Genomic DNA, 20,703 nt, shown 5'->3' with positions numbered 1-20,703 from the left:
ATTACTAACTTAATGGTTCACTGATTAAAGTAGTTCGTAAGCGATTGAGTTTGTGAGAAATACCATTCGCTAATCGGACATCTCGAATAATACTATTATGGTCACCGTCTAAAATCGTTACATTGGTTTTTCCATACGCATCCCACTCGTATTCAGACGCCCCATGTTGATAATCGCGATCTATGAGCGTATCGCTCGCCCACCAAACATCTATGGGCGTAGACACCATTTCAAGTTGATGGTTTTGCATCAAAGAATGGCACTTCATAAATAGCTTCATTTGCAAATAATAAAGTTCTTTATTTTCAACACTCATATTGCGACCCAACTCAGTATCATGAATCACATCAGAGAAAGCATTAAAAGCTATATCATCGCGACTTGTATCAACTGCTGACTGCAGGCGCAATTCTAATTCATCTAGAAAAACAGCATGTCTGCCAAGAAGGAAGCGTCTTGCTTCATTATCTAAACATGCTAAGTAACGGTTAACATTAGGTAATGTTGGAAGTGTTAGCACTGCCCTTTGAGGGTTTGCTCTCGCGTCCACCAGCCCAAGCCACTCTACTCTTTCACCTTTCGCTTCTAGTAAACGTGTCACTGAAACCGCCAGCCAAGCACCAAATGACCAGCCCAGCAAACGTACCGCTCCCGTTTTTTGCACAGAGCGAATGACATCAACATAAAGACTAGCATAGCCATTCACAGAGTCTGGTGCATTCTCCAAATCAACAAGTTGCGGTGATTGAATACCATATACGGTCTGTTCTTTTGGGAATAAGCTAACTAGTTCTTCATAAACTTTTACATGCCCACCCGCAGGGTGAAATACAAATAATGGAGGCTGCATTGAGGAACCTTGATTCAAGCATACAAGAAGCTCTGAATGAGGTATTTGGCTCGCTAATGCTACTTGTGTATCACTGAAGACAGAAGCATTATTGCTTTCACTTTGCTCTTCGATCAATCGAGCTAGGTCACGCAGAACAGGGAATCGAAACAATTGTGTAAGGGATAGTTCAATACCTAGTTTCTTCTTCATACCAGACACAAAACGACCAGCTAACAATGAATTGCCTCCGATAGCGAAGAAATCATCATCGGCAAATACAACCGCACTATCTAGTAAGGCTTGCCACTCTTCTGCTAACCAAATTTCTGTTTCCGTTGCTGGCAATAAACCAGATGGAATGGAATCTTCTGGTTCAGGCAATGCTTTACGATCAATTTTGTTGTTTGCATTTAGTGGCATCGATTGCAAAACAACAACACGTTTCGGCACCATGTAGAAAGGCAGAGATTTACGTAATCTCTCTAAAACCTGTTCTGTATTTATGTCCTCTCCTGATGCGAGCGTTACATAACCAATTAAACATGCTTTCGCTGAGTCCGGGTAGCATAGCTTTACCGCAGACTCTTTTACTGCCGTAATTTTCGCTAGCGCAGCTTCAATGTCGCCAGCTTCGATACGATAGCCACGCAGCTTCAACTGAAAATCTTTCCTACCTACAAACTCAATCTGCCCCTTCATACCAATCCGGACAATATCACCCGTTGCATACATTCTCGCACCTTTTTGAGTACTAAACGGATCAGGGGTGAACGTTTGTGCCGTCAGGCTTGCTTGTCCAGCATAACCACGAGCTAGCCCTTGGCCACCGATGTATAACTCCCCTTCGGCTCCAACAGCGACAGGGTTTAACCAATCGTCTAATACATAGAAATTGGTGTTAGCGATAGGTAGGCCCAGCGAAGGAGACTGTGCTTGCTGTTGATCAACATTAAGCATCGATGACCAAACTGTCGTTTCAGTCGGTCCATAAACGTTCATCACTTTCGCTCCCTGTTCTACCATGTAGGACGCTAGAGGGGCTGGTAATGCCTCACCTCCAGTCAGGACAGTCAGTGCTGACCAATTAACTGACTCCTGCTCCGCAAGCATCTGCCAGGTGACTGGCGTTGCTTGCATAAATGAGATGTCTCTTTCATCTATTAACCGAGCTAATTGACTAGCATCACGGGCATCATCGTAACTCGCCACAAACACTTGCCCGCCGCTAAGCAAAGGTAGAAACATTTCTAGACCCGCGATATCGAAACCAATGGTTGTTACAGCAAGCAGTCGGTCAGATGCTTGGATTTGGGTTAACTCCAACATGCTTTGCAGGAAATTAGCAAACGCAGCGCGAGAAATCTGAACTCCTTTAGGTACGCCAGTAGAACCAGAAGTAAAAATAATATAAGCCAATTGTTCGGGGTGATTCGCTGGTCTTGTGTTCATCCAACTTGGATCATAGGTACATTGATTTAATAGCTGCTGCGGCGACTTGACACAGCCATAATGGTCAAAGTCAGTCACTGATTCATCAGCTAACATTAATGCAGGACTCGCTTGCTCTAAAATCAACGCCAAACGTTCTTTGGGTTGATTTGGATCCAGTGGAATATAAGCCGCGCCAGACCAATAAACCGCTAGCAAAGATACCAACATATCAACGCCCCGACGCTGACAAACCGCTACTTTAGACTCACAACCAATACCTGACTCACTTAAGCTTTGAGCTAGATATGTCGCGCGCTCCACAAGCTGTTGATATGTCAAAGCGCCTTCAGTATCACTAACGGCAATACGTTGTGGAGATGTGTTCGCTACTGATAAAATTTCAGTTTCTAACGTCCAGCTTTCCGACCAATTTCGCAGGCTCTGATCCACAAACTGTGATGGAAGCAAAGTAGGCTGATTCATCACATTTCCTAGCAGCTGATCACAGTTAAACACCATACTTTCAAGAACAGTCTTAAAGGTCTCTACCATTTTGATTACATGAGAATACGACAGTCTTTCGCCATCACAACCAACTCGTAAAACAAGCTCACTTCTTGGCATCACCGTAATAGATAACGGATAGCTATTACGCTCATAACCGTCTAACGGTGTAACTGTAAGATGTTCAGCAATATTGCTTCGCTCTGACATCGCCTCGTTTTCGAACACAAGCAAAGAATCAAACAACGATTGATCGCGGTTGATTTCACTTTGAGCGATAATCTCACTTAAAGGGGTGTACTCATATTCTCTTAACCTTACTCCTTGTTGATGGATATTTTGTAAAAGGGTTCCAGTATCGAGCATGGGATTTAACTCAACTCGAACCGGCAATGTATTAATGAAGATTCCCACCATTTGATGAGCTTCCGCCAGTTCAGCAGGTCGACCCGACGTCGTCATACCAAAAACAACGTCATGCTGACCGCTATGGTGCGCTAGAGTTTGTGCCCATGCAGCTTGGATAACCGCATTCAAGGTGACGCCTTTACGCTTAGCGAGTTCTTTTACGTTCTGTGTCAACTCATGAGACAAAGTATGATCTTCAAGGGTAAATTCTTCTCCACTTTGCCCGGGTACCAGTTTTAATGGTGAGTCAAAACCTTTTAACTCTTCATTCCAAAAGCGCTTACTGTGTTCTAAATCTTGCTGACCCAACCAATCTAAATATCGAGTGAATGGCGGCCTTTTCGAAGGCAAGCTCGCTACTTTTCCAATGAGATTAAGATAGCGATGAACCATATCTTTGATGATGATAGACGAACACCAAGCATCAACAATCAAGTGATGTCGGCTCCACACTAACCAATGGCGATTTTCATTTACTTTTATTAAATGCAGCCTCATTAAAGGCGGCTTGGCTAAATCAAACCCTTTCTCCCTATCTGTTTCACAAAGTTGCTTCAACTGAGCTTGTTGCCACTCCATCTCTTTTCCACACCAATCGTGTCGGGACATGGGTAAAGATGAATGAGCCGAAAACCATTGAGTTGGCGCTTTGTCACCATGATCTTCGAAAGCCGCATTCAAAATAGCTTCCGCATCAACAGTCTGCTGCCAAGCACGGACAAACGAATCAACATCAAGCTCTCCCTCAAGCTCGACGGTCGTTTGATTGAAATAGAGCGGTTCTTTTGCAGACGCACTATGTAAGAACATTCCTTGCTGTATTGGAGTCAACGGGTAATGTTTTATTTTCGTAACATTGTTCGAACGCTCTAAAGTAGCTTCGTTTTGTGACTCCGCTTTGCTTGCAACTATCGATTTCACGTTTGTTTCAAATTGTTCAAACATGTTTTTCAATTTTGGTCCGATACCAGATGGATATTGCCAAGAGACATAAAGTTGCCCTTCACGAATCTGCGCCGTCACTTCGATGAGTTGGCGTCGCAAGCTTTCAGGATGTCTTGATTTTCCAACACCGTCTGCGACCAACTGCCATTCACCATTAGTGCTCATAACTTGCCCTAGATAATTGAACACTAGTTGTGGGTGTTCAAACGCTAATTCTTGTTTGAGGTAACGTAAAACACCGTATCCAACACCATTATTAGGCACTTTTGAAAGCGTCAATGCGGCCTCTTCAAGTGATTTCTGCTCCGCAGATAAAGTGACAGGGTAGCGTGAAGTAAACCATCCTACTGTTTCAGATAAGTCAACATGCGAATCCAATAACTCACGGCCATGGCCTTCTAGTTCAATCATTACTTTAGACTTATTGAACTGATTGCAAAGCGCTTGTGACAGTGCGGATAACATAGCAACTTCACAGCCAGTCTTTCCGTGTATTGAACCAAGGCGAATAAGCGATTGAGTGACTACCTCGTCGAAGACTTGTACTGTTTTATCAGCCGTCGCAATCGTTCCATTCTTTGCCCCCGGGAGCAGTTGCCCGTCCAGTGAACGCGCTGCCATTGGTAACCAAAACTCACGAGCCCGCTTCAATACATCGGCAGAGCAATTCATCAACGCATTATGCCAATCTGACACTGATGCCGATCCTTGACCAAGTTCAATGTCCTGGCCAAGACACCTTGCTTGATACGCATGAGCCAAATCGTTTCCAATGATTCGCCATGAAACACCATCAACGACTAGGTGATGAGCCACCAGCAACAAACGAGCTCCCCCTTGTTTCAGGTTAAAAGTCACCACCTTGAACACTGGGCCGGTAACTAAATCTAGGCTTTCTTGGCAATGTTGTGTTAACGCTTCAACACTTTGTAATGTTTGGTTGTCAAAGGTGGTATAAACGCCAGCAACTTGACCACTATGACTTTGTCTTACTTCAGCGCCTTGCTTGTGTGCAAAACGGCTGGCCAGTGCAGCATGCTTCTCAATCAAAGCTTCAACCGCTGCCGACATCGCTTCATGATTAACAGCTTGTGGAAGAGCAAGCATGATTGCCTGGTTCCAATGATGAATTACGGGTTGCTCGACTTCATAAAACCAGTGCTGGATCGGCAATAAGTTGGATTGTTGAGAAGGCTCAGTCGTTTCTATCAAAGGCGTATTAATAACGGAAGACGGCAGTACCTTGGCATCAGAATTATTCGGTTCAGAGACCACCTTATGTTCATTATCAACCAACATATCTACGAGTTCGTTCAGGCGCGGCGAACTAAAGATTTGTTTAGGTGTTAACTTCAAGTCGAATTTACTCAATCGAGCAATCAATTGAAGCGCCATAATCGAGTCACCTCCCAATTCAAAGAAGTGAGCATCAGGAACAATCGACTCTAAATTAAATAACTCTTGCCATATTTGAGTTAACTGACCAAGTACTTTATTACGCTTGGAGGCATTCAATGACTCTCGCGCTTCCAAATCAAAATCAGTATGTTCTTCGGTTGAAAACTCGGTATTAGATTCAATTATTGGCTCGACTGAAGATCTCGAAACGGTCGATAAGGGCTGATTTTCACCCTTGTCAGTTGCTGACTCTTCAAGGCGCTTAGCAAGCATACGAATACTTGGAGCCTCGAAAACCATTTTAGGCGTCAGTGTCAGACCTTGCTGTTTTGCTTTTGCAATCATCTGCAACGTAATGATCGAATCACCACCTAAGGCAAAGAAGTTATCATCCACATTTACTTTCTGTTTTAGAAGCTCCTCCCATAACGTTTGAAGAGTTGCTTCTGTTATAGAGGTGGACTGAACATTCACCGCTTCAACTACCTGCGTAGCTAGTGCATTTTCCGTTTTTTTGCGCGTTGCTGTAAGCTCACTTAATTGCAGCACCGATGGCGCAGAGAAGATCTGCTTAGGCGTGAATGTAAACCCTTTACCAGCAGCTTTAGCGATAAATTGCAGGCAAATGATTGAATCGGCACCCAAGCTGAACAAGTTATCATTGGGCTGTGGCCGCTGACCCAGCAAACCTTCCCATAGTTCAGTTAATACGTGGAGGCTATCATCGTTTTCAACGTCAACCGCACTCGCTCCTCTTGAAGCGCTGCTTGAAGACTTGGATTGCTCTAACCACTGTGCGATTAGAGTACGATCAACCTTACCATTAGAATTCAGTGGTAAGGATTCAACGATCATCCAGAGCGATGGCACCATGTACTCCGGCAAAACTTCTGAGGCGCGTTGCTTAACCGCCGCCAACGAAGCTTCCTTTTCAATCACAACACAGGCCGCGAGACGCAGTCCTGAAGGCCCCGAAACTGCGGTTACGGCGCCATCAATAACAGATTCAAAACTACATAGTGTCTGTTTAACTTCATTAAGTTCTACACGATAACCACGTACTTTTATTTGGTCATCTATCCGCCCTAAGTAAATGAACTCACCATTGTCAGTTTTAGAAACTTTATCACCTGTTTTATAAGCACGAAGCAATTGCTCCTGCCCTTCGCTATCGATAACTGACACTGACGTAAAGCTCTTTGCTGTCTGTTCTGGCTTATTCAAATAACCTTTCGCGACACCTTGTCCTGCAATTAACAATTCACCTGGTATGCCTTGAGCAACAGGTAAGCCTTGTTCGTCGACGATTAGCGCAATACCGTTGCTAAGTTCAGAGCCCAACGTAATTGATGCTGCCCCATCGTCGACGACTTTAGCCATGCACCCAATTGTTGCTTCTGTTGGACCATAGTGGTTTGCAACATTGATTGTCGGTAATAATGCACGAACGTCTTGCACCAAATCAGTTGTTAATGACTCACCACCGGAAATCAACCATTGACGCGGAAGAAGACGCTCTGGTTTCTCTACAGCGAGTAACGCTTTTAAGTGTGACGGCACAATCTTCAGAACATCAATTGGGAAGCGCTCTAGATATTGTGCTAGTGCGGAAGGGTCAAAACTCAGTACATTCGGTATCAAAGCCAGCGTTCGACCCGTAACTAATGCGCCAAGTACGCAAGTCAAACCAAGATCCGCAGAAACTGTGGCTAATGTCGCCATCGTAGCGTTGGGTTCTATATCAATACGCTCAAACAATGCGTCGACATAACTGATAGCATTGCCATGAGTCACTTCGACACCTTTAGGTTGCCCTGTCGATCCCGATGTATAGATAACATAGGCCGTGTCTTTCGACTGTATTATTGCGGGAGGTAACAACGCGCCTGATTTCGCTGGTAGCGAGAGAAGAGTTCGAATATTTAACCAAATATAACGTTCACCCAACTCATCATTTTCCCAATACTCGGGGGTATCAAGTCCCAAAACACAGCATACGTTGGCATCCGCAAGCATGTAACTTACCCTCTCAGCAGGCAATTGCGGATCAATGCACAGCCACGCAGCCCCTTTCCACCAAGCTGCAAGCATCGCCACTATTTGTTCTTGCTCTCTTGGTAAGACAAGCGCAATGACACGTTTAGAGGCAGTAATATCTGGAAGATAACTTGCCAAATGTTCGGCTTGAGTTAGAAGATGTTGGTAAGTGATAGAAAGTTGTTCTCCCTTTTCATCAACCAATAAGCCAGTTGCAGAACCTGAGTTCGACATCACCCTTTCCAGTAGAGTACCAACTGGCTTAGCCATGCTCGTCTGGAGTTTAGGGAGCCCTCCTACAACCCAATCTTTAACGCGGGTTTGAAGCGTATTTGCGTCGTTGATTAATTTATCGACCGCTAATAACAACTCGTCGATCATTTTCGTAGCTATATTATGATCAACACGTTCTAAATCTAGCAGCAGGTCAAATCTCAGGTCTTTTTGAGGTACAACTCGTAAAGTGAGAGGGAAGTTATTACGCACGTGATGATCGTCTAGCGTCAACGTCAAACCATGTTGAGGTTGTTCATCGGACGCAGGTAGGTTCTCAAACACCAATAGTGTTTCAAACAAGACTTGGTCTTGCGGAACTGAAGACGCTCGTTGAATACGAGCGATTGGTGTTTGTTCAAATTCTCGCATAACTAAGTTTTTATCTTGCAACTCAGTCAGCCACTCTAAAACCGACAGATCAGAGTTCAAATCCAATCTTAGTGGCAAGGTGTTAATGAAAACGCCCAATATACGATCTGATCCTGGTAAGTCACTTGGTCGTCCTGCTGTCGTCACACCATAAACTACATCTCTCGAACCCATGTAACGAGAAAGAATACTTCCCCAGAGGCCTTGAACAAGCGTATTTAGCGTCAATGAGTTTTGCTGACAGAGTCGTTCAATTTCAGCTGTACGCGCCTTACCCAGATACTGGTGAGTAATCAGATAAGCGTCTTCTTTTGTTACGTGTTTAGGTTTTGAACCTGCGATGTAAGCAGCAGGAAGTGAGTTCGTTGATGTAAAACCCGTTAGTTGCTCACGCCAAAACTTATTTGCACCTACTTCATCTTTTAACTCTAACCATTCAATGAAGTTTCGGAATGGCACTGCAGGTTGTTTCGATATCTGCTCCCCCGATAGACGAGCAAAATACCCTTGCATCACTTCGCCTACCAGCGTATTCAGGCACCACCCGTCCATGATCAAATGATGTATGGTCCAAACCAATTGGTGATGGTTTTCACTATGTTTGATAAGAACAACACGCATCATTGGTGCTTCAGAGAACTTAATCTGGGAAATTTCACGCTGACGTAAACTTTGCAGCATCAAATCTTTATCTGCCTGAGAGATGTCCTGCCAGTCTAGTTCCTCAAATGGTAATTTAGCGGACTGAAACACAACTTGATGGGGCTCGTCAACGTCATCAGTAATCACCGCAGTTCTGAGGGCTGGATGACGTTCAACGACGTCTATCCATGATTCTTGCAATAGCTCAGAGTTAAGCGCTCCCTCACACTTAGCAATGCTTTGGCTGATGTAAGCAGCATCATGATCCAAACAATGGAAAAGCATGCCTTGTTGCACTGGGGTAAGTGGATAGACATCCTCTACCACACAATCTACATATTTTCGAACGAGGTTAACCGCTTGATCATCGCTCAAATTCGCCAGAGGGAAATCAGCTGCAACCGCACCCTTGAGGCTTGGGCTATCATCACATAGTGCATCCAACATATCGCCTAGTTGAGATACATACTCAGCCCCAAACTGGGCTATGGTTTCTGGATCAAATGAGCTGCGCGAGTACTGAAGGTTAATTTTCAGCTGATTCTTACTGATAAACGCATTTACTTCGAGTAGCCATGATAATGGGTTCTGAGTGTCACGAAACCCTGTAAGCTTTTCCGGAGCCTGTTGCATGAAACCACTGCTTTGTGCATTATCAAGCTGCCCTAAGTAGTTGAAGACGAGTTGCGGCGCCAACGCATCGCTCAAGAATGATTTAACAGCACTAAAAGGAGTATGGGATTCTGGTAATGCACTCAACTGGCGGCGTACAGTAAGCACTCTTTCTTGCCATGAACCTAATTCACTGCTGATCACCGCTGGGTAAAGTCGAGTAAACCAGCCCACTGTTTCACTGACATCACAATCAACGAGATCACGCCCGTGTCCTTCTAGACTAATGAGGTGATGCTGAGATTGAGTCCAATTTGACAGCGCCTTAGCGAGCGCTGTCAAACAAAGTTCGTCAATGCGAGCGCGCAGTGTACTTCCTGCATGTGTGATCAATCGATCGGTCTGGTCTGTCGATAGGCAAACTTGTGTGCTGCCTTGGAGACCTGCGGGGTATGGCACCTCAACTGGATCTGTTGGTAATGTGGTAGAAAGAGCCTCTCTTGATTCCGGCCTGTTTTGCCACTCATGCCACTTAATAATCCCTTCAGAGCTCGGTTTGTATTCAGCCACTTGCTCAGACCAGCGTTTGAATGGCTTAGTTTGGTATCGAGTTGGTGCCAATGATGCTTTGTTACATAACTTGATATAGTCACTTTCCAACTGAGAAAGCAATATACGCCAAGAAACACCATCAACTACAAGGTGATGCGCAACTAGCAGTAAACGGCTTTCTGACCCACCAAAGTGAATTAATGCACATCGAAACACCTCTCCTTGAGCGAGCTTAAGCTGAATCTGCTCAAATTCACTAATCTCTGAGACAGCGTGCTGTTTCTCTTCATCGGTTAGAGAGTGACGTTCATACACTGTAAACGCGATGTCTCTTTTCGCATCAGTCTCCGAAACACTTTGCACCCATTGCTTGGCATTCTCTTGGTAATTGAAGCGCGCGACTAACATTGGGTGAGCGTGTAGCAAGCGCTGTAAAGCTCGACGCAAACAGGAGACATCAACCTCTGTATAACTTGCCAGCAAGAGTGCTTGATTGAAATGATCAGGGTTCACCAACGCTTGATTTAAGTACCACTGTTGAATAGGTGCCAACGGTACTTCACCAAACACATCCCCTACATCGTAATCTTGCTGCTTATCTTGTGTTGCAACAGACGCAAGCAACTCTACGGTTTGATTACGGAATATATCTTTCGGCTCAAGTTTTAGCCCCATATCTCGAGCGCGTGCTACGACCTGTAGGCTGACAATTGAATCGCCGCCAATAGCAAAGAAATTATCGTTAATTCCGATTTGCTCAACACCGAGTAGGCTTTGCCAAATCTCAGCAAGAATCTGTTCTTTCTCTCCTCTTGGTGCCACGAAGTCGTTTCGATTCAATGCTGCTAAATTTGGCGTTGGTAGAGCTTTTCGGTCTACTTTTCCGTTCACACTCAATGGCATTGCATCCAATGAAATGAAAGCGGTAGGAATCATATATTCAGGTAAACTCTCTAGTAGATATGTTTGCCACTGTGTAAGTTCCGGTAGACTATGTTCATCTTTAGCTACGATATAAGCGACTAAGAAATCCGATAATTTCTCATCCTTACAAGCTGCGACCACAACTTCTTTCACAACAGAGTGCGCCGCTATTCTTGCCTCTATTTCACCAAGTTCGATACGTAACCCTCGGATCTTAACTTGGAAATCAGCACGCCCTACATACTCTATGCTCCCATCTTTAAGGTAACGGGCGACATCACCTGTTTTGTAAAGCCGGCTGTATTGAGCATCACCCACCGCGCCGTCTTGAGCGAATGGATTAGGGATAAACGTTTTAGCGGTGAGGTCTGGACGATTGAGATAACCACGCGCTAAGCCAATCCCACCAAGATAAAGTTCGCCACTGGCACCGATTGGAACAGGATTGAGCTCTTCATCTAGAATCCAAGTTTGAATATTCGCAATCGGGGAGCCAATTGGCACGAGATCTTTAATATGTTGTTTGCGGCAATCCCAATACGTCACATCAATAGAAGCCTCGGTCGGTCCATAAAGGTTATGGAGCTCTGCGCCCAGCACTGATAAGCATTGCTGTTGTAACTGATAAGGTAACGCCTCACCACTACAGAAAATTTGCCTTAAAGAGCGACAACAGGATGCGCGAGGGTTATCTAGGAAAACTTGCAGCATGGCCGGGACAAAGTGCAACGTCGTAACTTGGTATTTCTCTATTAGCTCAATAAGTCGTTGACTGTCTTTATGCTCTCCCGCCTCCGCCAATACGAGTGTAGCTCCTGTCATCAATGGCCAGAAAAACTCCCAAACAGAGACATCAAAACTGTACGGTGTTTTCTGAAGAACCACATCTTTACTGCCAAGACAATATTCATCCTGCATCCAGAAAATTCGGTTCATAACACCGCTGTGAGGAACAGCTACACCTTTAGGTTGACCAGTTGAACCTGAAGTATAAAGCACATAAGCCAATTGATGTGGGTGATACTCGGGAGTGTTAAATTCAATGCTTTGACCGTCAACCAAACTGAATGCGTCATCTAACGTCCATAGATCTTGTGTTAGCTCAGCTTTTTCAAAACGACTCGAAAACTCGGGAAGCACCAAGATTACCTTAGGTTTGGCATGTTCCACGATGTAATCTAAACGTTGTTGCGGGTGATCAGGATCAAGAGGTAGATACGCACAACCAGCTTTCACAGCAGCGAGAATGCTCACCACCATTTGAGGGCATCGAGTCATACAAATCGCCACTTTGTCTTCCGTTTGACACCCTTGAGCGACTAACCAGTTCGCAAGCTGATTAACCTTTTGGCCTAGCTCTTGGTAGCTCCATGACGCATTTTGATATTTGAGCGCAATATGATTTGGCGTTAACTTTTGCTGATGGGATAACGCCTCTGCCAATGTACTAGGCAAGTCATACTCTTTCGCAGTGTCATTCCAATCTTGTAGCTGAATTTGCTCTTTGTTTAATAATGAGGAGTGTAATGCTAAGGGCTGGTCACCCGCTGAAATTAGATACTCCAGCGCAGCAAGATAATGCTGTGCTAAGTCTGCGACAGTTTCTCTATCAAACAAGTCGACTCTGTACTGGAAAGACAGGCTGATACCGCTACCATCATTGTTCGCAAACAAAGATATATCAAACTTGGCGCTATACTCTGGCACAGGTAATGGTTGAAGTCTCATGTCAGCCAACTGGATCGGTTCGCTAGGCTCATTTACTAGATAATTAAACATGGTCTGAGCCAAAGGTTCATGCTCACCTTCTCTAGACGCGACCAATTCATCGACTAACTTCTCAAATGGCATCGCTGAATGTTGTTTTGCGCCTGATAGTGCTTCATTTACTTTCTTAATCCAAGACGTTGTTGTTTGCCCTTCCGACCAATGCGTTTTCACCACCATAGTGTTAACAAACAGGCCAAGCATGCTCTCTAGATCTTGATGTGCCCTTTCAGAAACTGGGCACGCGACTCGAATCTCATGCATACTTGAACGTCTTACAAGCAGCCACTGGTAAGCTGCCAATAACACGGTATTTGGCGTAACTTTATGCTTGAGACAGAACGATTTAAGAGCAGTAAAGAGTTCTGGAGTCAATTCGAAGTCATACCTCGCACCAGCGTGAGTCGTTTGTGGCGTTTTTGGCCGATCAGTTGGCAATGATAAGCAATAGTCTTCCGTACCAAGTGTTTCGCGCCAATAGGCCTTTAGTTCCTCATAATAATCGCTCTCGAATAGGGCATTTTGCCACGCAGCATAATCCAAATACTGTAATTCTGATGACTCTGTTCTTGTCTCTACGCCCCCATGTAATTTGGCCTGACACTTTTGGACAAATTGTTTGGTCAATAACTGCAATGACCAGTGGTCGATAACAATATGGTGAAAAGTTAGCACCAAGTGAGACAGATGCTCTCCAAGTTTTAATTGCGTTAGACGAAACAGTGGCGGATTAGCTAGGTCAAATGGATGAGTCATAGCAGATTGCAATGCTTCTTTATACTCATTGGATTCAAGTTTGTTGGCCGCTAATTCAACACATTCAATCTCAAACTCTTGATCCACTGATTGAGCTTCTAGCAGTTCTACCTTTGGTTTTCCTGCCACTTCCGAAAATTGAGTATGGAAAATTTCATTTTCTTTAATTAGATCAGAGAAAACTGAGCGAATTAAATCAATATCCGTTGAGCCCTCTATCGATAGCAGCGCATTGACATTGTACTGACCACTGTTTGGCTCCAACTGCTGTAAGAACCACAAACGCTTTTGAGCAGAAGACATCGGTAATACATCGGTTTCGCGATCTATCGCTTCAAGTATCGGCAACTGAGCTATCTTTTTCTGTTCAACAAGGTATTCAACAATGGCTTGTTTATTTTCCATTAACTCTTGCTTAACCTGCGTGGTTAACGCCCCCTTAGGAGCGTCAATTTTCAGTTTTTCGTTTTCCAGGCTAATTCGAATATTGCGCTGAAATAACTGCGTAATATATACAGCAATACTCATAACTCGAAGCTCTCCCATTCTTCATCTACTTCTGTTGCTGACTCGGCTTGATGCATTAACATCTCGATATAGCCAGCTTGTTGTTCCAATACAGACATTTCCAACACGTCAGTTAATCGAATACTCAACCCATACGTTTGGTTCACTCTATTGACTAGACGTGTGATCAGTAACGAATGTCCACCCAAAGAGAAAAAGTTATCGGTTTTACTGACTTCCTTGACATCGAGCAGTGCTTGCCAAATTTCTGCAAGGGTCTGCTCCGTTTCTGTCTCAGGAGCTACGAAAGCCTGTGTGTGCCATGTCGGTTCTGGCAACGATTTGCGATCCAATTTTCCATTTTGAGTAACTGGCATTTTGTCTAGCTCAGTCACGACTGCGGGGATCATGTATTCGGGTAAAGTTCCAGATAGATAATCGCGCCAAATATTAGGCTCACCGAGTTGGCCAACATAGTCTGGTTGAGGAATTATGTAAGTGGCTAAGTAATCCCCCGATGAGGCGTTCTGACGGACAATCGTCACGACTTCTTTTACACCATGATGCGCTGCGATAGAGGCGTCTATCTCGCCGAGTTCGATCCGTAAGCCACGAATTTTCACTTGGAAATCAGAACGCCCAACGTACTCAATAGCGCCGTCTTCACGATAGCGAGCAACATCGCCAGTACGGTACAAACGTGCATACTCAACATCAGACGACGCATTACAATCAGCAAAAGGATTTGGAATAAAGACCTGCTTTGTTAGGTCTTCACGGCCCAAGTAACCGCGAGCCAACCCGACGCCAGCAAGATATAGTTCCCCTTCAACGCCAACAGGTACAGGATTGAGAGAAGAATCCAAAATCCACGTTTGCATGTTCGCTATTGGATAACCTATCGGCACGACACCTTGGATATTCTGATTTCGGCAATCCCAGTAGGTGACATCGATAGAGGCTTCCGTAGGTCCGTATAAATTGTGTAATTCGGCTTGCAACGTATGCAGACATTGCTGTTGAAGTTGGTATGGCAGAGCTTCACCACTACAGATGATTCGCGATAACGCGCTACAAGCTTGAGCATTAGGGTTATCCAAAAAGCTTTGCAACATGGATGGTACGAAATGAATGGTAGTAACTTGATGCTGTTGAATAAGTGAGATCAAACGGTCAGTGTCTTTATGTTCGTTCGCTTTTGCCAACACAAGTTTGGCACCCGTCACTAGTGGCCAGAAAAACTCCCAAACGGATACATCAAAACTATAAGGTGTCTTTTGTAATACTGTATCTGCGTCTGTTAGTTTGTATTGAGCTTGCATCCAAGCTAACCGGTTGACGATTCCGGCATGTGGAATTGCCACGCCTTTAGGCTTTCCGGTCGAACCCGATGTATAAAGCACATACGCCAGATGATCGCCTTTAAGTTCTACATTAGGTGTCACATCAGGATAGGTTTGGCACAGTGAAACCGACTCGTCTAACAATATTGCACGCGCTTGCTCCTTCGCAGGTAATGCGCTTTTGCATGATTCAATCGTCAATACAACCTTTGCCTGAGCATTTTCAGCGATAAAGCCCAGACGATCGGTTGGGAGATCAGGATCAAGTGGTAAGTAAGCGCAGCCCGCCTTTAGGATACCTAATAGACTTACGACCATTTGCGGTGAACGTGTCATACAAACAGCGACCGTTTGATCAGTTTTGCATTCGTGACGGTCGAGCAAGTAATGCGCTAATTGAGAAGCTTTTTGGTTGAGCTCGTTATACGAGTATTCGCAAATTCCCTCTGACGTTTCGTAAACTAAAGCGACGCGGTCCGGTGTTCTTCTAGCTTGATCTTCAAGCCATTGAACCAGTGTTTCAGGAATTTCATCAAAGCTTGTTTCAGTTTTATTCCAAGCCCAAGGAGCGAAATGTTCTCCTCCCATGCTGATTTGACGTAGCAAACTCCCACAGCTTTGTTTGTCATCGCTGCTTTCTTGCGCTTGCGAAATCAAGACAAGCAACGACTTAAAATCAGCTAGCATGTTTTGAGCGACTGAAAAATCGATATGCTCAGGATTAATCTCAATCCTAAAGTCGAGCTGTTGATGAGGTACAACGACCAACGTTAATGGGTAGTTATTACGCTCTTTTGTTTCACGAACTGAGAGTGTGAGCTCTTCGGTGAGCGGTTGTGGCTCATTCGGATAGTTTTCGAACACTAACAAGTTATCGAACACTTCTAATTGCTGTCCGCACACCCGTTGAATGGTAGATAGAGGTAGGTGTTCGTGTTCTCGACTTTCCGCCATTTGAGATTGTAGCTTCTGTGCCAACGACACCCAACTCGTCGAAGGGTCGATGTTCGCACGTAATGGTATGGTCGTAATAAATACACCAACCATTTCATCAGCACCTAGCAAGTCATTTGGTCGACCGGAACTCGTCACCCCAAAGGCAAGGTCATTGCAACCAGTGTACCGTCGTAGCGTAAGGGCCCAGATCGCCTGACACAGGGAGTTCAATGTCAGTCTATGCTTAGCTGCAACATTTCGAAGTACTTCAGCATCGAATATAGACAAGCTATCTAATATTTGAGTTTGGGAGCGTACCACTGGGCTCGACGCTTCTTGAGTCATTGTCTTAGGTAAACGAGCCACATTCTCATAACCTGCAAAACACGTCGCCCAATACTGTTCACTTTTCTGCGCATCTCGCTTGTTAAGCCACGCGATGAAATCTCGATATGGTCGGTTTGAAATAAGTGCAGGTTGAGTGTGATTACAAATAGCTGAGTAAGCTTGCTGGACATCACGCAATATAATGCTGGTGCACCAACCATCAACAATCAGGTGATGACGAGTCCAAACTAAGCTGTGATGGTCATTACTCATTTTGACCAACTTAAATCTCATCAACCCCGCGTTAGTGAGATCAAACCCTTGCTTTAGGTCATCACTAGCTAACTGAGCTAGTTGAGCATCTAAGTTCGAACTAGAAGCATCACCTATTGCTTGTTCAGACCAATCAATAAATTGCCAGTCATTACTGATTTCTCTTGCAACAAATTGAACAGGGTCGTCTAGATGTTTCCAGACGAACCCACTACGGAGCATCGCATGCTGATCGATAACCCACTGCCATGCCAATTCGAGTGCTGTTACATTTAATGCCCCGTTTAAATCAACCAAACTTTGGTTAATGTACATACCTTCAGAATGATCTGTTAACGTATGGTAGAGCATGCCATTTTGCAAAGGCGTCACTGGGTAAATGTCAGCTATTTTTTCAATGGAATGTGGGATACTATCCACCACTTTATCAAGCTGGCTTTGTGACATGTTACACAATGGTACATCTGTCGGAGACAATGTGCTCCGAGCGTGGCAACAATGTTCAACTAATAGTGTCAGCTTTTCGACAACCATTTCAGCAACGGCCTCAATTTGAGATTTCGAGTGGACTTTGTTATTGAAGTTCCAACGCATTACTAGCTCGCCATCTGTAATCATGGCGTTTAAATCTAGCCAATGAGGGCGCGTATTATCGCCGTGGCGTTGTTTTGGAATTGTCTCTTTTGCCAACCCTAATCCTGAGTTAATCATCCCTTTATCTGTTTGGCCTAGATAATTGAACACCATCGCCGGAGTAGGTACGCGCTGTAGCTCTTTGTGTAAATACTTTAATACACCAAACCCTTGCCCATGGTTAGGTACATTACGCAGTTGGTCTTTTATTGCTAGAACGTGCTGGCGTAACGCATCTTGGGATTCTACAAATGCCGAGCTCGCCAGTAGCACTGGGTAACGACTAGTAAACCAACCCACGGTCTGTGAAAGATCAAGCGAGTCGTGGTGTCGCCCATGACTCTCAAGTTCGATTAAGAAGTCATCTTGACCTCGCCACTCCTGAATCGCTAACGACACAGCTGATAGCATCAGTTCATCAACTTTTAACTGATATGCAGATAGTGCTTTACTTGCGAGCTTATGACTAAGGTCTGCAGATAATCGCACCTCGACAACATCGGTATCCTTAATCTGGTTAAACAGAGGAGTTTCTGGATCAACACCAGGGATAGCAGTCCATTTTTCCTTTGTTTCTAAATCAACTTGCTCTAGAGCTTGCCAATAGTCTCTCGCATTGCTGAGATTCTCTTCTGGCCAGTGACTTAGCTCGCTAACCCAAGCTTCGTAAGAGCTTGAAGAAAGCTCTAGTCCATCATTCAAAGGAGCCCCTGAACACAGAGCCTGATACGCTTGCCAAATCTGTGATGCCAAAATTCGCCACGACACAGCATCAACCGCTAGGTGATGTGCTGTAAAGAGGATCCGGCCATGAGGCTGCCCCTCTATAACCAATAGATCAACACGGAGCATTGTCCCCTCGAAAATATCCAGACGTGCTTGTTGTTGCTCTAAATAATCAGGAAGATCTTGTAAAGAAAGCGTGTGTTTATCGATCGCAATTGGAGATTGGCTGAACGATTTTTGCCAGTTCTGCTTATCTTCCTCTAGGTTATAAGCCATTCCTAACTGAGGGTGATTAGCCACGACATGTCGTACAGCTTGTGTAAATGCTTCGGTCTCTAGTTCACCCTCATGCTGTAAAAGAATAGACTGGTTCCAGTGAGATGGTTGCTCTAACGCTTGTTCAAAGAACCAGTGCTGTATTGGTGCCAACGCCGGTTTACCTACTTCTAATGCACCATTTCCCTGTGTTTTGTGGTTTTGGTCATTAGACGCTGAATCTCCCTCGATTAAAGCCATTGCCAAGGCTTTTGAGGTTTGCAATGCAAACACCTGTTTCGGGCTAACTTTTACGCCCTGTTTCTTAAGTAAAGCGACCAATTGAAGGCTTAATATCGAATCCCCCCCTAACTCAAAGAAACTGTCATTTTCGGTAAGAGCAGGATTATCTAACAGTTGCTTAAACGCAGACAATATGGTGTTTAAATGCGACAACTCTGACACCAAAGAAGCGGCCTTAGGCTTAACTTGGCTTGTACTGTCATGCTCTATTAGCTGCTGAGCAATGGCTCTTGGAGTTTGTGCTTTAAAAAGCAGCTTAGGAGTCAAACTTAAACTATGCTTTTTAGCTTTTGCCACCAGTTGCAAGCTTAAAATTGAATCGCCCCCCAACTCAAAAAAACTGTCTTCAGGGCGAACTTCGACATCTAATATTTCTGTAAACAAAGCTATGAGTAGCTTTTCTGTTACTGAGTCGATTACATCACTGTCGACATGACGCGTGACAGGCTGAGCCGTCACATCACAGCAATCATGTTCCGCGCTTAAAGCGATAACTTGATCTGGGTTTGCAACAAGATCTTCGAGCAATACTAAGTAACTCTCAAGCATTTCAACAATTGTCGCTTCATCAAACAGTTCTTTACTGTATTCCATATCAAGACGCAGAGCTTGCTCTGTTTCGTTTAACCTAAGGGTTAAATCAAAGCGCGCTCGATGCCTTTCGCTAGCAACTGGACTAACAGCGACCCCACCAAGCTCAATGGTTTGGCGCGGAACATTTTGATGAACAAACAGCACTTGAAAGAGCGGCGTCCAAGGCTTTCCGCGCGGGATATTGAGTGTATCTACAACCAAATCAAAAGGGACAGCTTGGTTTTCAAACGCTTGACGAGACGTAATAGATACCTGATCAATTAACTCACGGAAACTCACACGATCTTGCAGTTGGTGACGAATCACCAACGTATTAACTAAAAAGCCAATCATTCCCTCTAGTTCAGGACGTTGACGACTCGCGACAGAGGTTCCCAAGCTAATATCAGAACCAGCTCCATACTGATTCAGCAGTAGGCTAAAACCTGCTTGCATCACCGAATATAAGGTCGTGCCCTGTTCTTTCGCTAACGCGTTTAAACCCATAAAAGTCTGCGTTGGGATCGTCAACTGAACCTCTCCACCTTCATACGTTCGCGAAATAACATCAGGTCTTTGGCGATCTAAAGGTAGCGACATACATTCAGGTGAACCGGCAAGTGTTTGCTGCCAAAATGCCAACTGCTGCTCTGCCTGTTCGCTTTCCAACCATTCCTGTTGCCATTTAGCATAGTCTGCGTACTGAAGCTCAAGCGGAACCACCTTTGGCAAAGTAGCGCCTTGGTTTGTTGCATTGAGATATTGCTGGTAATAGTTTGCTAGCTCTTTGATAAGAATGGCTTCAGACCAAGCATCAAAAGCAATGTGATGAACGACAAACACTAAACGCCAATGTTGTTCTTTCTCTTTTAACAAATAGACACGTAATGGCAACTCAGTACTTAGGTCAAAAACGGCATTCGCAACTTCTTGGCTTCTCTTGTCGATATCTTTGACATCCGATTCAACCCATAACGGCAGCTCAAAAGAGGCGTTAGGTCGTTGATTAGGCTTGAAAGTGCCTTCAATTGCGTCATCCTCAATATGATACGTCGTGCGCAACACTTCATGACGTGTAATTAAAGCATTTAAGGCGTATTTCAACGCCTCTATATCGAGTTGACCGATAAGCTGAATTTGGCTAAATAAGTTATATATAGAACTGCCTTGCTCATAATGGTCAATAAACCATAGCCGTTGCTGTGCATTTGATAAGACTTCTTTACCATTCACTCGTGGTGTAGCAACAATGGGCAGTTGCCAACTATCAATGTTTTTGTCCTTTAGCAACGCGCGAAACTGTGTTTTTTTGTCATCCGGTAATTCGGCCAAACGCAGTGCAATATTTTTGGGGTTAAGTTTCTGGTTCATGTT

Annotated in this window: 2 protein-coding genes; both read right to left on the bottom strand. The window is 44.5% G+C overall.

The window, feature by feature from the left end:
• Window positions 1-4: 4 nt before the first annotated feature.
• Window positions 5-13,981: a non-ribosomal peptide synthetase gene (locus KI743_RS08175; protein WP_285465904.1), complete on the bottom strand. Its 13,977-nt coding sequence runs from the start codon at window positions 13,979-13,981 to the stop codon at window positions 5-7.
• On the bottom strand, window positions 13,978-20,700 hold the full coding sequence (locus KI743_RS08170) for a non-ribosomal peptide synthetase (RefSeq protein WP_285465903.1): 6,723 nt from the start codon (window positions 20,698-20,700) through the stop codon (window positions 13,978-13,980). The genes KI743_RS08175 and KI743_RS08170 overlap by 4 nt, the downstream gene beginning before the upstream one ends.
• Window positions 20,701-20,703 lie beyond the last annotated feature (3 nt).

It is taken from the genome of Vibrio sp. D420a, from assembly GCF_030248625.1.
Lineage (GTDB): Bacteria > Pseudomonadota > Gammaproteobacteria > Enterobacterales > Vibrionaceae > Vibrio > Vibrio fortis_A.
Note: the sequence above shows the minus strand (reverse complement) of the source record. Positions and strands in the feature narration are given on the sequence as shown.